This window comes from Selenomonas bovis DSM 23594 (assembly GCF_000381005.1).
Lineage (GTDB): Bacteria > Bacillota > Negativicutes > Selenomonadales > Selenomonadaceae > Selenomonas_C > Selenomonas_C bovis.
This window is the reverse complement of the sequence record NZ_KB908390.1, coordinates 41,249-54,729: the sequence shown is the minus strand read 5'-3', so window position 1 is coordinate 54,729 and position 13,481 is coordinate 41,249. Positions and strand designations below refer to the sequence as shown.

At 62.9% G+C, this 13,481-nt stretch carries 12 protein-coding genes; 1 reads left to right on the top strand and 11 read right to left on the bottom strand.

Annotated elements, in window-relative coordinates:
* Positions 1 to 21: 21 nt before the first annotated feature.
* The 5 genes from F599_RS0107170 to F599_RS0107150 are packed head-to-tail and all read right to left on the bottom strand — an operon-like array spanning position 22 to position 6,901.
* Positions 22 to 1,176: a metallophosphoesterase gene (locus F599_RS0107170; RefSeq protein ID WP_019542847.1), complete on the bottom strand. Its 1,155-nt coding sequence runs from the start codon at positions 1,174 to 1,176 to the stop codon at positions 22 to 24.
* Positions 1,177 to 1,218: 42 nt separating this feature from the next.
* Positions 1,219 to 3,048 carry an acyltransferase family protein gene (locus F599_RS0107165; protein ID WP_019542846.1) on the bottom strand — a complete coding sequence of 610 codons (1,830 nt, stop codon included), beginning with the start codon at positions 3,046 to 3,048 and terminating at the stop codon, positions 1,219 to 1,221.
* Positions 3,045 to 4,301, bottom strand: a complete 1,257-nt coding sequence (locus F599_RS13810) for an FtsW/RodA/SpoVE family cell cycle protein (protein ID WP_244869341.1) — start codon at positions 4,299 to 4,301, stop codon at positions 3,045 to 3,047. Before F599_RS13810 ends, F599_RS0107165 begins: the two co-directional genes overlap by 4 nt.
* A 17-nt stretch (positions 4,302 to 4,318) precedes the next feature.
* The gene (gene trmB / locus F599_RS0107155) at positions 4,319 to 4,969 is read right to left on the bottom strand and encodes a tRNA (guanosine(46)-N7)-methyltransferase TrmB (protein WP_026327878.1); all 651 of its coding nucleotides are present in this window, start codon (positions 4,967 to 4,969) and stop codon (positions 4,319 to 4,321) included.
* A 12-nt stretch (positions 4,970 to 4,981) separates the two neighbouring features.
* On the bottom strand, positions 4,982 to 6,901 hold the full coding sequence (locus tag F599_RS0107150; protein ID WP_019542843.1) for a sigma 54-interacting transcriptional regulator: 1,920 nt from the start codon (positions 6,899 to 6,901) through the stop codon (positions 4,982 to 4,984).
* Positions 6,902 to 7,234: 333 nt separating this feature from the next.
* On the opposite strand from F599_RS0107150, the gene F599_RS0107145 reads away from it, so the two are divergent.
* Positions 7,235 to 7,564, top strand: a complete 330-nt coding sequence (locus tag F599_RS0107145) for a hypothetical protein (protein WP_019542842.1) — start codon at positions 7,235 to 7,237, stop codon at positions 7,562 to 7,564.
* A 97-nt stretch (positions 7,565 to 7,661) separates the two neighbouring features.
* Here F599_RS0107145 and F599_RS0107140 read toward each other — a convergent pair whose 3' ends face one another.
* The 6 genes from F599_RS0107140 to F599_RS0107115 all read right to left on the bottom strand — a co-directional run bounded on the left by F599_RS0107140 (position 7,662) and on the right by F599_RS0107115 (position 13,438).
* Positions 7,662 to 8,573, bottom strand: a complete 912-nt coding sequence (locus F599_RS0107140) for a lysophospholipid acyltransferase family protein (RefSeq protein ID WP_019542841.1) — start codon at positions 8,571 to 8,573, stop codon at positions 7,662 to 7,664.
* A 10-nt stretch (positions 8,574 to 8,583) separates the two neighbouring features.
* Positions 8,584 to 9,609: a UDP-3-O-(3-hydroxymyristoyl)glucosamine N-acyltransferase gene (gene lpxD, locus F599_RS0107135; RefSeq protein WP_019542840.1), complete on the bottom strand. Its 1,026-nt coding sequence runs from the start codon at positions 9,607 to 9,609 to the stop codon at positions 8,584 to 8,586.
* Positions 9,610 to 9,634: 25 nt separating this feature from the next.
* Positions 9,635 to 10,075 carry an OmpH/Skp family outer membrane protein gene (locus F599_RS0107130; RefSeq protein WP_019542839.1) on the bottom strand — a complete coding sequence of 147 codons (441 nt, stop codon included), beginning with the start codon at positions 10,073 to 10,075 and terminating at the stop codon, positions 9,635 to 9,637.
* Between the two features lie 159 nt (positions 10,076 to 10,234).
* Positions 10,235 to 11,350: a hypothetical protein gene (locus F599_RS0107125; RefSeq protein ID WP_019542838.1), complete on the bottom strand. Its 1,116-nt coding sequence runs from the start codon at positions 11,348 to 11,350 to the stop codon at positions 10,235 to 10,237.
* An 83-nt stretch (positions 11,351 to 11,433) separates the two neighbouring features.
* Positions 11,434 to 11,898, bottom strand: a complete 465-nt coding sequence (locus F599_RS0107120; protein WP_019542837.1) for an OmpH/Skp family outer membrane protein — start codon at positions 11,896 to 11,898, stop codon at positions 11,434 to 11,436.
* Between the two features lie 217 nt (positions 11,899 to 12,115).
* Positions 12,116 to 13,438 (bottom strand): hypothetical protein, encoded by a 1,323-nt coding sequence (locus tag F599_RS0107115; RefSeq protein WP_019542836.1) that lies wholly within the window; start codon positions 13,436 to 13,438, stop codon positions 12,116 to 12,118.
* Positions 13,439 to 13,481: the final 43 nt, after the last annotated feature.

Below are 13,481 nucleotides of genomic sequence, written 5' to 3'. Positions count from 1 at the left end.
ATCGCAGCGCCATAGCGCTGCCTACGCCCGCCGCAGCGTGAAGTACGCGATCTCCGGCGGGCAGCCGATGCGGCACGGGAACCAGCTGCCGTTGCCGCTGTGCACATAGCCCGTATGCCCACCTGTGTGCACGAGGCCGCGGGTGTACTTGAACAGCGGCAGCAGCGGCAAGCCGAGCACGCCGAACTGGCAGCCGTGCGTATGCCCCGTGAGCGTGAGCGCCGCACCGTGCGCCGCGCCGTCGTCGATGAACTCCGGATGATGCGCGAGCAGCACCGTCACCGCTCCCTGCGGCACAGCGGAAAACGCCTGTGCGGCGTACGCCCTGCGCTGCTCCCGGAACGCCTCGCCGTGCGCGAACGGATAGTCCACGCCCGCGAAATAGAGCGGCTGCTCCCCCGCCGTCACAGGCGCCGCCTCGTTGACGAGCAGATGGATCTCCGTCTCTTGCAGCGCCGCGCGGATGGCGGGCAGGTTGCGCCGATGCTCATGGTTGCCGTAGATATACCAGATGCCCTGCGGGAACCGCGCGGCATACTGCGCCGTGCGCGCGACGGCACGCCCGTTGAGCGCGTCGTCATCGAAAATATCGCCCGTCAGGACGAGCGCGTCCGGCGCGCCCGCCGCCGTGCGCTCGAGCAGCTGCCGATAATCCTCGAGCGAGAAGAACCAGCCGAGGTGGACATCGCTGAGCTGCGCGATGCGGAACCCCCGCAGCGCCGCAGGGAGCTCAGCGACGGGCAGGATGTGCTCCCGCACCACGGTCGCCGACTTTTCATAGAGGCCGCCGTAGAGCCCGCCCGCGAGCGCGAGCGCGGGATACGCCGCCGCGTGCCGCAGCAGCCGGCGCCGCCCCCAGTCCACGCGCACGGGACCGCGCAGCCCCGCGAGCCGCTGCCAGAGCACGCCGAGCGCCACGAGGAGGATGAGCAGCACCTCCGTGACGAAGATGACCACCGCCACCTGCAGCAGGACCCCCGGCAGCCCCGCCGGCTCCCGGAAAACGAGCGGACCGAGCACGAGGCCGAGCGCCGTGAACAGCACAGCTGCGAGAGAAAGCCGCTGCAACCGCCGCGCCCACCGCTCAGGGAACACCTGCCGCAAGGCCTGCCAGTGCAGCAGGAACACGACAGCCAGCAGGCCGCAAATCATAAGGATAAAGGGAAACGGCTTCATCTCACTCCTCCTCTTCCGCGCGCGGGCAACGGCGCCCGCGGCTCAGTCCTGCGCCGCCGCATCCCTGGCCAGAGCCATCGCCACCGTCCGCCGCACGAGCGCAGCATACGCCGCGCATCCCTCATCATTGGGATGAATGCCGTCTTTCGACAGCCACTCCGGATGATCCTTGACCTCATGGTACCAGTCGATGATCGTGACGTTCGGATGCGCGGCCGGCATCGCGGCGAGATAGTCATTGTTCGTCTGCTGCCAGGCAAGGTGCGGGGCGTAGACATTGACCCAGAAGATCCGGCGCTCGCTACCCAGATAAGCAAGCAGCGACTCCGTCTGCACCGTGTAGCGGTCTGCGCCCGCAATCGGACCGTTCGTCCCCAGCGCGAGGATCACGACATGGCCGAGCCGCCCGCCGGCAGCGAAGCGCTGCGCCGCCTCCAGACCGCCGCCGACATAGCGCGAGACCTCCGCATCGATGTAGCAATCCGGCAGCACCTGGCGCAGCGCAGGGCTCGCCCCCAGCATGACGGAATCGCCGATACAGGCGATGCCATGGAGGTCTGCCTCTCGCGGAGCGGCCTCCGCCGCTTCGTCCCCGCCCGCCCCCGCGGACGCTTTTTCATTTTCCTCCGCCTGCGCGGCGGCATTCGCCGCCAGCTGAGCCGACAACTCCGTCGCAGCCGTCTTCGTCGGCGCTGCGGAAACGAGCGCCATGCCGCCCGTACCCATGAGCAGGAAGCTGCAGAGCACCAGGCAGAGGAACAAGACATACTGCGTGAGCACCAGACGGCGCCCCAGGAACGGCACGCGCCGCTGCAGCAGCGCCGCCGCCATCGCATCCGACCAGACCGTCAGCAGCAGAATCAGCGCCAGCTCCCCGAGGGCGGCATACGGCAGCTCCGCCCAGCCGCGCTGAGCGAAAAGATAGATGACCGGATACTGCCAGAGATAGATGCCGTAGCTCCGCCGTCCGAACCAGCGGAGCAGCGGGTGCTCGAGAAGCCCCTCAAACGGCAGGACGCCCGCGCCGAGCTCGAGTATCATGACGAGGAAGACGAGGCTGAACACGAGCATGCCGCCCTCATAGAGGAAGGGTGCCTGCCCGTCAACAGACAGATAGCCCCAGAGAGTGACGGCGAAAAGCAGCGGAAAAGAAACCGCCGCGGCCGCCTCATACGCCATGCCGTGCCCGCCCGGCAGGCGCAAGCCCTGCTGCCGTCCCGCCTGCGCGAGCCCTGCCACCGCTCCGAGCAGCAGGGAGAATAGACGCATATCCGTCCCGTAATAAAGCCGCGTGACCGACATGCCCTCCGCATAGCCATACGGCAACAGGCCGGCGCTCACAAGCGCCAGCAGGCCGAAGAGCAACAGGGCCAGGTGCGTGCCGATAACGCGCCGCAGGAGAAGATAACCGCCGAAGAGCAGCGGCCAGAACAGGTAATACTGTAACTCTATGCCGAGGAACCAGAGATGCGTGAACGGCGATGCATTCGCGATGCGCGTGAAATAATCCGCATCCTGCGCGATCTGCCACCAGTTGTTGTAGCCGAGCAGGACAGACTGCACCTCCGGGCGCACGCCGTCCAACGCCGCGGGCGCGAGAAAATGGTACACGCCTGCCGTGGCGAGCAGAACGATGCAGAGCGACGGATAGATTCTCTTCACACGCCGCAGGAAATACCGCGTCAGGAGGAACCCGCCCGCGCGCTCCTCCTGCAGTCCCGTATAGGCGAGCAGATAGCCGGTCAGGACGAAGAACAGCACCACGCCGAGGTAGCCGCCCCGCACCGTATCCGGGAACATGTGGAACAGCGTCACGCCGAGGATCGCCAGCGTGCGCAAGGCATCCAGCCCGTCGATATGATAATGCCTCATGATTTTCCTCCCGAAGATGTCTCCTGTCCCCGTACGACGCGCAGACCGATATGCGGGCGCGGCGCGTTCTCGCGCGCCTCCGCCTCCTCCCGAGCCCGTGCGCGGTCGCGCCGCGCCACCTCGCCGATCCTGCCGATGCTCACGAGAATGCCCACAGAGAGCAAGGTGAAGATGAGCGAGCTGCCGCCATAGCTGATGAAAGGCAGCGGCACGCCGACGACGGGAAATACGCCGCCGACCATGAGCATATTGCAGATCGCCTGGCCGACAACGAGCACGACGATACCGAACGCGAGGAGCTGGCCGTAGCGGTCGCTCGCCTTGTCCGCGATGCGGGCACCGTAGACGGCGAGCGCCGTGTAGAGGAGAAACACGAAGAGCGCGCCGAGGTAGCCGTTCTCCTGGCAGAAAATCGCGAAGGCGAAATCCGTATGCGCCTCAGGCAGATAGTCATACTTGCTCACGCCCACGCCGAGGCCCATGCCGAGGAACTCACCCGAGCCGATGGTCGAGAGCGACTGCACGATCTGATAGCCGGCATTCTGCGCGTCCTGCCAGGGATCCCACATGATGCGGACGCGCTCGATGCGGTAGGTCTGCGACATGATGAAAAAAGCGGCACCTGCCGCAAGCGCCGCGAGCACCGCGAGCAGCCGCCGCAGCGGCAGCTGTGCGGCCACGAGATAGAGGATGATGGGCACGCCGATGATGACGCAGGCCGTCCCCATATCCGGCTCTTTCTCTACGAGCGCCGCCATGACGAGGATGCAGGCATACTGCAGATTGAAGGGACTCACGCGCGCCTTGTGGCGCACGCGCGCAGCCATCGACGCTGACGCGAGCATGATGGCGACGAGCTTCGCGCCCTCCGCCGGCTGCACCTGCATGAACGGCAGCGGCAGCCAGCGCCGCGCGCCGTTGACCTCCGGACCGATAAAAAACACGGCCACAAGCGCAAGCACTGTGAGCGCCAGCACCCAGGGCATCAATTTCCGCCAGATATGGTAGTCCGCGCGCGCGCCGATGAAGAACAGCACGAGACCCAGCGACATGGAGATGAGATGCCGCTTCAAGAAGAAATACGCGTCATCAAACCTCAGCTCCGCCGATACGAAGCTCGAACTGAAGACATTGACCGTGCCGAGGACGAGCAGCACGAGCGTGATACCGAAGACGGCCTCCATATCGCTGCTCCAGAACTTCTTCCGCACGAGCGGCGAGCGCGGCGCTGCCGCCGCTTCTCCCTTTTCCACCAAGTGTGCCGCCTCCCTCAGGGGAACACGACTTCGCAGCGATGGATTTTCTCGCCGAAGCCGCTGAATTTCCGTTCATACTCCGTCATGATGTTGTCGGGCCGGTTCTCCGCGTGGAGGTCGTACGAGACATCGCGCACCGTGAGCCCTGCCTCCTCGAACTGGCCGAGCGAGAACAGGAAGAGCGGATGGTTGTCCGTCTTGAAATGAAGCTCTCCGCCCTGCTTGAGCAGGCGGCGGTATTTCTCGAGGAAGCCGACATACGTCAGACGGCGCTTGTAATGCCGCTTCTTCGGCCATGGATCGCAGAAATTGATATAGAACCTGTCCACCTCACCGGGCGCGAAAATCTGCTCGATGCCGTTGATGTCGAAGACGAGCAGGCGCACGTTCGCGAGATTTTTCTCCGCGACCTTCTTCGCCGCCGCGTAGAGTACATCCTGCTGCGCCTCGATGCCGATGAAATTCACATCCGGCTCGCGTTCGGCGAGCTGGCTGATGAAATCGCCCTTGCCCGTGCCGAGCTCCACATGAAGCGGCGCCTGCCGGCCGAACACCTCCGCCCAGCGCCCCTGCTCCGCCTCGCTCGCGGGCGCATCCTTCGGGAATACGAACGCATCAAAATCGTGGATGGCCTCATCCACCCAGGGTTTCCTTCTTAAACGCACAAAAACTCTCCTTTATTTCTTTTCGAGATGGTATTTCTTGAGATAGCGGTACAGCGTCACGCGGCTCACATTGAGGAGGTTCGCGAGACGGCTCACGTTGCCGCCCGCGGCCTGCCACGCCTTGACGAAGACGTCCTTGTCCTCTTTCCACTTATTGTCCGGCTTCACATCGCCCATGAGGCTGATGTCATCGGGGCCGATGACCGGTGCCTTCGTGTTGAAGAAGGCGTACTCGAGCACGCTCTGGAGCTGCTTGATATTGCCTGGCCAGTCGTATTTCTCGAGAACGCCGATCGTCTCGTCCGCGAGCGTCTTCGGCTCCATCTGGTGCTGCTCCGCGAGCTCGCTCACGATGTGGCGCGCGAGCTCCGGGATATCCTCCCGGCGGCTGCGCAAGGACGGCACGCGGATGACGCTCTTCGAGATGATGTCGTAGAGCGCCTTGGAGAAAAGGCCGCGCTCCGTGAGGCGCTTGAGGTCGCTGTCGCAGGCGGCGATGATGCGCACATCGATCGTGCGCTCTACGTTCTTCTCGCCGATGCGGTGCGTCTTGCCCGCCTCGAGCGCGCGCGCGAGCTCCTCGGCGATCTGCTTCGGCATCTTCTCGATCTCGTCGAGGAAGAGCGTGCCGCCCGAGGCGAGCTCGAGCCGCCCCTGATGGCTCACATCCTGGTTCAGCACGATGCCGAAGAGCTCCTGCTCCAAGAGCTCCGGCGTCGCGTCGCCGCAGCGCAGCGAGATGAGCGGGCCTGCCGCGCGCGGGCTCGCCTGATGGATGCCGTGCGCCATGCGCTGCTTGCCCGTGCCGGCCTCGCCCTGGATGAGCACATGATGCTTGTTGCGGGCGACGCGCGCCGCCTTTTCGCGCACGCTCTGGAACGACGCGCCGCTGCCGACCATCGACTGCAGGCTGTATTTCGCCGTGTAGCCCGCCGCATGCGCGACGAGCGTCCGCAGATCCTCGATCGGCATCGAGACGACGACGACCGACTTCACCGCCTGCTCCTCGTCGCGCTCGAGCGGTACGACCGTCGTGATGTCCTCATACGTCTTCGCGGTCGTGATCCACGTGACCTCCTTGTTATAGGACGGCACGCCGCGGAAGCCCTTGTAGATCGGCGTATGCTCGTAGTTCAGGATCACGTCGTTGAGGTTGAGGCGGCGGCCCGTCTCATGCTCCTGCTTCGCGCCGATGCGCGTGAGCCGCTCCTTGCCGAGCTGGTTCGTATAGGCGACCTCGCCGCCAGGCAGCACATGGTAGACCGCGAACGGCGTCGCGTCGAGGATGGCCTCCTCCGCCTTGATGCGCACCGACTCCGTCAGATGCGCCTCGAGCGCCGTCTTCATCGTGAGCAGCAGGGAAATCACGGCATCCTGCGGCAGCTCGATCTGCTCCATCGAGACGAGCGTGATGAGGTACTGGCATTCCCCGTTGATCTTCACGGGCGCCGTGCAGGCATCGCCGAGCTGGCACTCCTTCACCCACATCTCCGGGCCGAACATCCAGAACGGTGTCTGATGCTCATAGGCCACGCTGATGCTCGACGTGCCGACCTCCTCGACGCCGACGCGCGCGCCCTCGATCTCGCCTGGCGTCATCTGGTAGAACGGCAGGCTGTAGCTCTTGAGCACGACGCAGTCCGCGTCGATGAGCAGGAGCGAGAGATTGTACTCCTGGAAGAACTCGCGGATCCCCTCGCTGAGCTTCATGAGATAGGCGATGGCGTCCTCATGCTTCGCCTGCAGGCGATGGAACTCCTCCGGTGAAAACCGCTTCTCGGTGCTCATCTTCTCCCGCGGCACGCCGAGCGCCCGGCTCTGCTGCCAGGACGCAGCGACCCAGGGATGAACATTCGGATCGAGGATGCCTTCCTCTGTGAATTTTTCGTAGTAGCTTTCCAGCTTCTCGCGGCTGCGATGTTCTCGAATCAAAGAACTCCGCTCCTTTCGTAAAATTTTTCCCAGGAATACAGCGCGGCGCGCCATAGAGCAGCAAACAAGCCCCCTGCGTGCTCCCACGCTGCATCATGATCTCTATCACTTATTCGTTATAGAAATTGTATCTTTGTATACTTGTACCCTTCATTTTAACAAGCATCCCAGAGAACTGCAACCATTCCCCTCGAAAAACCGCAAAATTCTTCTCCGCTTGACGCGCGTCATTTCCCACGACATGGCAAACTATGCTATAATAAGCTAGATTTACACGCCTGCCGCGCGGCCCCGTGCCCCGACAGGCGATGATACAAGGAAAGAGGTACCGCCATGTCAAAACAATATCGCAAGTTGCAAGAAAAACTCTATCAAAAGCAATCGGATCACAAGCCTGCTGAGAAAAAAATCGGCAAGGACTACGTGCTCATGGCTGTGACAATTTTCACGTTGTTCGTGACCATCGCAGAATGGATGCAATTCGACAACGTGAGCCGCGGTATGTACGCCCTGCTCTCCGCCTCGCTCATCCTCACTTACGCCCGCCGCCACGCGCAGCTCAGCGAGAAGGCCGCCGTCCTCATCGAACGCGGCAGCCTCGTCACGATGGTGCTCGCCGTCCTCCTCTTCCTCGCGACACTCTTCGTGCACTTCACCTCGTGAGACGCAGCACATCCCCCACAATATAAAATCCCTTTCCCGCCGCGCAGAGATGCGCCAGGAAAGGGATTTTCTAGATCCGCTGCTTACGTCAGCGGTTTTATTTTTGCTGTTTCTCAAACGCCGCGAGCTCTTCCCTCGAGAAGCTCTTGCGGATGGATTTCCAGCGGTCGTGCAGCCAGAACCATTCCTCGGGATACTTCCGGATATGCGCTTCGGTGAGCGCCGCGAGGCGCTGCGTCGTGCGCTGGATGTCGGCGCGCTTGTCCTTCGTATGGTCCGTATAGATAGGCGGCGCGACGATGAGCGTATGGCGGCCCGTCGCGTCGTCACGATGCATGAACGCAGGGAAAATGGGCGCGCGGCGGAACCGCCCCATGGCCGCCGCGCCTGTGAAATAGTTCGTCGGCTGGCCGAAAAACTCGACGAGCACGCCGTCGCGCTTCGCGGGATCCTGATCCATGATGAGTCCGATGAACCAGCCCTGCGCGAGCATATCGAACATCTCCCGCACGCCTTTCTTGTAAGTGATGTGCATGCCGATCTGCGTGCGCCGCTCGACGATGAAGCGATCCGCACCCGCCGAGCGCTGCTGCTGCGCGACGCCGACGAGCGGGATGCCCGCGAGCGCGAACGCGCCGCCCATGAGCTCCCAGTTGCCGCTGTGCGCCGTCGCGATGATGCCGCCCGTGCCCTCCGCCAGCGCCTTCTGCAAATACGGCAGGCCCTCGATGGCGACGTAGTCGCCGATGTGCCTCTCGATGACGGGGAAGCGCAGCACCTCCATGAGCATGGGGCCGAAGCGCACGGCGGATGCCTTCGCGATGCGCGCCGCCTCCGCCTCGCTGCAGCCGAGGCCGCGGCGGGCGTTCTCCGCGGCGAGACGCCGACGCTTTTTCGGTACGAACGGCCAGGCGAGCCGGCCAAGTCCCCAGCCGACCGCATCCGCGGCGCGGCGCGGCAGCAGGCAGGCGAGGAAACCGAGGGCTTTCAGAATATAATAGGAAAGCATGCGCTGCCTCCTATTCCTTCGCCGCCTGCAGCTTCGCGAGCTCCTTCGTGAGGCGCTTGACCTCCTTGCGCAGCTCGGGCAGATGCTTCATCGCCGCTTGCATGCGCAGCCATTCCGTATGGCTCTGCACCGGGAAGCCCGCGCAGAAGACGCCCTCCGGCATATCGCCGATGATACCGGAGCGCGCGGCGTAGACGGAGTTCGCACCGATATTGATATGGCCCACCGTGCCGACCTGGCCGCCGAACGTGACGTTGTGGCCGACCTGCGTCGAGCCGGAAATGCCCGTCTGCGCAACGATGAGACAGTTCGGCCCGATCTTGCAGTTGTGCCCGATGTGCACGAGATTGTCAATCTTCGTGCCGTGGCCGATGACCGTCGACCCCATCGCCGCGCGGTCGATGCCGTCATGGGCGCCGATCTCGACATCGTCCTCGAGCACGACGTTGCCGACCTGCGGCACCTTCGTATGCACGCCGTCCTTCGTCGTGAAGCCGAAGCCGTCGGAGCCGATGACGGCCGAGCTGTGGATGATGCATCGCTTGCCGACGCGGCAATGCTCGCGCACGGTCGCGTTGGAGTAGATGACCGTATCCTCATCGACCTCGCCGTACTGACCAACATAGACGCCGGGATAGAGCGTGACGCGATCGCCGATCACGGCGTGGTCATCCACGCAGGCGAACGGCAGGATCGTGACATCCTCGCCGAGCTTTACATCCTTGCCGATATGCGCTTCGCTGCTCACGCCTTTCGAGAAGACGAGCTTCGGCGTAAAGAGCGCGAGCAGCGAGGCAAAGGCCGCCCGCGGCTCTGCGACATAGAGCGCAGGGCGCGGGAAATCCTCGACGCCCTCCGGCAGCATGACAGCCGCCGCGCGCGTGGACTTTGCCTCCTCGATGTGCGGCTCGACGGCAAAGGTGAGGTCATGCTCGCCCGCGCCCTCGATATTCTCCAGACCAGAAATCACGATATTCTCATCTCCGACGACACGGCCGCCGACATAGTCTGCGATTTCCCTCAACGTCTTTTTCATGCACTCACCCTCTCATCCCGAAAAATCACTGCAGCTTGTTGATGGCATCATCCGTGACATCGATGCCGCCTTCGATGACGACCTTCTGCTGCGCCTGGTTGTCAACGACGGCATCGAGCTTCTTCTCCTTCGCGATATCCGCGAGGGCCGCGTCGAGCTTCTGCTTGAGCTGCACGCTGTACGACTGGTTGAGGCCAGCGACCTTACGGCGGGCATCTGCCTGAGCCTTCTGGAAATCCTCGTCGCTCATCGTGCCCTTTTTCTCCGCGAGATCTTTTTCCGCATCCTCCTGCGCCTGCTGGATCTTCGCGTTGCCCTCCTCGACGAGCGACTGAATCTGCGGCGCCTCCTTCATAATGCGGTCACCATCGATATAGCCGATCTTCGCCTTGCCGCAGCCGCTCATGACAAGCATGGCTGCAACCCCAATAAGGAGGAGCGCACGGGATTTCTTTGTAAGTTTCATGGATAAATCCTCTTCTTTCTTTTCATTAAGGAAACGCTGATTAGCTGATGAAATGAGCTATCCTGCACCGACGCAGGTACACTGCCACCTCAGGGCAGCACCGGACATGCGGGGAAACGGAACTCACCGCCGCGGAGCCATAGCTCCGCACCTGAGAAACTAAGTCTCCGATGACGTGCTGGCGTCGGATCCCGGAGGAATGTCCGCCAGTTCTGCCTTTACCTCGTCCGTCACATCCTCCGCCGAGACGCTGATGGTCTTGACGTATTTCTCAGGACGATCCGGCGCTGCCGCCGGACGGAAAGCCGCGGGCAGAAGGGAGGAGAGACTGCGTGCGGGATCGCAGGCGATGAGCGTGAAGTGGTGCAGAATCGCTACCTTTGCCGCCTTGCCCGCGATGTCACTCAGTATGCGTGACTCGAGCGCTGTGATGGCCTGCTCGTTTGCCGCGAGCGCTTGCTGGTCCGCCTGCGCCTGCTGCTGGCGCTGCGCGGAGTCCACCATGCGCTTTGAAATCATCTCCGCGTCACGCGCCTGTGCCTCTGATTGGGCTCTCGCCGCCTCCGCTTCGCGTCGCGCGCGCAGATCGCCGAGGCCAGCCTCCTGTCCAGCGCGTTCCTTCGCGACGGATTTTTCCGCATTGCTCTGGATTTCCTGCTGCCAAGCGCGATAGAGCGCGATCTGGCGAGCAGCGCGCTCCCCTTCGACATCCTGCAGCTGCGCCTCGAGCTGCGCCACCGTTTCATCCGTAAGCCCCATCGCTTGGCGATTGTCTAGTTTCAGCTTGAGATTGAGAATCTCGTTGAGATACTCCGTATTGATGGCATCGCGGCGCGCCTCGTAATCAGGCTCCGTCGCCTTTCTGTAGTCGGCAGCAGCCTTTTTCTGCGCGCGCTCGAGCGCGCTGCGGCGGCCGATGACATCCTGCGCACTCTTCTGCCAGACAGAGTCATCGAAAGGCTGCCGGTCTACCTCCGGCGACTGCACTGTGAGCGGCGCCGCAAGCCGGCCATCGAGCGACGACCTGATTTCCTCGCGCCGTTTGAGGAGTGCCTGCAGCTTGTCGTAGTCGGGATGCGCCGCCACGAGCTCCTGCAGACGCACGACGCCGACCTCTGCTACGGTCTGCTGCGGCTGCCTCGCCTCGCGGTGCAGGATAGTCCGCATGAGCACCGCACCGACGACAATCAGCAGGACAGCGATCAGCGCACCGACGATCAGCCGTCTGCGCCGCTTCCCTTGTCCCTTTGCCGCCCCTTCCGGATGCTCTGCCATAAAATACCCCCATTCAGAAAGCTACCGAGCGCATTGGATGGCTCGGTAGCTTTTCATTCATGTGGCCATGTGGCACGTATGTCTTATTTGGAAATCTTCTTGATGACATCCTGTGTGATATCCGTGCCGCCGTAGACGACCGCGTTCTTGTCGATGACAACGGTGAGACCCTTCGCATCAGCCACAGACTTCACGGACTCCTCGACGGATTTCTGAATCGGCTCGATGAGTTCCTGCTGCTTCTGCTGCAGGCGCTGCTGCGTCTGCTGATAGTAGTCGGATTTCTCCTGATCGCTCATGTTCTTGGACTTCTCCTCGAACTCTTTCTGCGCATCAGAAACGGCTTGCTGAAGCTCGGAGTTCGCACTCTGAAGCTGCGGATGCTGTGCCATGACCTGACGGTAATCCACTGTACCGACGTTGCCGTTGCCAGACGCGGAGGCAATGCCGCCGAACTGCGTGAGAGCTACGGCCACAACGGAACCGACGAAGACGAGCGCGATGAGCACGCTGATGATCTTGACCGTTTTCTTCTGTAAAGTAACCATTTCTTTCTTCCTTTCCCTATCTGGGTAAACAACACGCACAAACGCCGTTCAGGGAGACCTTGTGCACATCCCTTGCTTGTAATCAGCCGCCTGCGCGGCACCCTGCGAACCCGCATGCCAAGCGCCTCGCAAGGACCTGAAACATGTCTCATTATAGCAAAGTCTTATTTGTTCTTCAAGCGTTTCTTGCACGATGACGACAAAGGGGAACCGCGATTCAGAAATTGCCGATGAGCCGCAGCCAGCCGCCCGCGTCATCGAGTGCGTATTCGACGCTGAGAAAATCGTGCAGGCGATAGCGGAGCGCTCCCTCGCCGCGGGAATCCGCCTCGTGATACTCGTAGCGCAGGAGCCAATCCCGCGTGAGCTGCCAGACGGCATCCCAGACGAGGCGCTCATCCTTGAAATCATAGCGCATGCCCGCCTGCATCCCCTGTCCGAATGAATGATGCCATCCCATCTGCCAGCGCCAGGCGACATCCTGCGGCGTGACGTCGAGGAGGCCGTAGGCCTCGTCACGCGGCGTGAGCATCCGCCCGGCATGCAGGCGGACGAGCAGGTCATCCTTCGCGCTGTGATTCTCTCCCGCACTGCGCCCGATGTCGAGCCAGCCCGTGAGGCGCAGACGGTAACGCTGGGAATCAGAGCGACACATGACGGTCGCGCGCTCTCCCGGCGTGAATGCCACCACCGTCTTCATACGTTGATGGCGAAAATCCGGCTGCGCATCGAGCGCCGCCGCGAAGAGCGCTTCAAACGCCGCCCGATGACGCTCGGTAAAGGCCACCGGCACGCCGACGAGCATATCCACACGCTCGCGCATGAGCTCGCGATGCGTGAGCAGCAACATGTTCGGCAGCGTATCGGAGCGCATGGAAAGATCGACCGTGCGCACGACGGGAACGCGTGGATAGACGGTGAGCGTCACATGCGCTGCCGCGTCCGCTGCCACATCGAAATCCGCGCGGAACTCCGGCAAGTGCGCAGCGAGGAATTCATTGACCTCTCGCTTGAGCACGCCGTTCGTCCAATCCGTCGCTGCGACGGGCAGGCCGATGAGCGAGCGGTCGAATACCTGCTCGATGCCGGCAAGGTCGCGCCGGACCATCTGCTCGACCTCCGACGGCATGCCATCCACATGCGTCTCGACTGTCACGCTATCGATCGTGTCATCCCACGGGAGGAGCTCGACACGCACGAGCGCCTGCGCTGCCGGTATGACGCGGACGCTGCGCACCGTATAGCCGACGAGCACCTTATCGAAAACCTCGCTGATGAGCGCGGCTGCCTCGTCCGCTTGAGTGTTGCCAAGCGCTGCGGGCTTGCCGACGAGCAGCTGCTCCGAAATGGCCTCGATGCTCGCCTCCATGCGGCGCTCCACCGGCGGCGGCAGAGCGCCGGGCGCGCGCACGACTGCACGCACGGTGTCGATGCGCTGCGCCGCTTGCGCGACAGATTCCGGCAGCACCGCCTGCCACGCAGGCAGCGCTGGCAGCAGGAGCAGCGCTGCAGCAGCAATCGCAGTGGCTAAGATACGCAAACGCCTCTCCCCTCCTCGTCTGTCGGACGACTCTGCACGGACG

Coding starts and splice junctions, on each gene's coding strand:
- F599_RS0107165 (WP_019542846.1), bottom strand. CDS start 3,048: ATGAGGCATTATCATATCGACGGGCTGGATGCCTTGCGCACGCTGGCG.
- F599_RS0107130 (WP_019542839.1), bottom strand. CDS start 10,075: ATGAAACTTACAAAGAAATCCCGTGCGCTCCTCCTTATTGGGGTTGCA.
- F599_RS0107145 (WP_019542842.1), top strand. CDS start 7,235: ATGTCAAAACAATATCGCAAGTTGCAAGAAAAACTCTATCAAAAGCAA.
- F599_RS0107120 (WP_019542837.1), bottom strand. CDS start 11,898: ATGGTTACTTTACAGAAGAAAACGGTCAAGATCATCAGCGTGCTCATC.
- lpxD (WP_019542840.1), bottom strand. CDS start 9,609: ATGAAAAAGACGTTGAGGGAAATCGCAGACTATGTCGGCGGCCGTGTC.
- F599_RS0107140 (WP_019542841.1), bottom strand. CDS start 8,573: ATGCTTTCCTATTATATTCTGAAAGCCCTCGGTTTCCTCGCCTGCCTG.
- F599_RS0107170 (WP_019542847.1), bottom strand. CDS start 1,176: ATGAAGCCGTTTCCCTTTATCCTTATGATTTGCGGCCTGCTGGCTGTC.
- F599_RS0107125 (WP_019542838.1), bottom strand. CDS start 11,350: ATGGCAGAGCATCCGGAAGGGGCGGCAAAGGGACAAGGGAAGCGGCGC.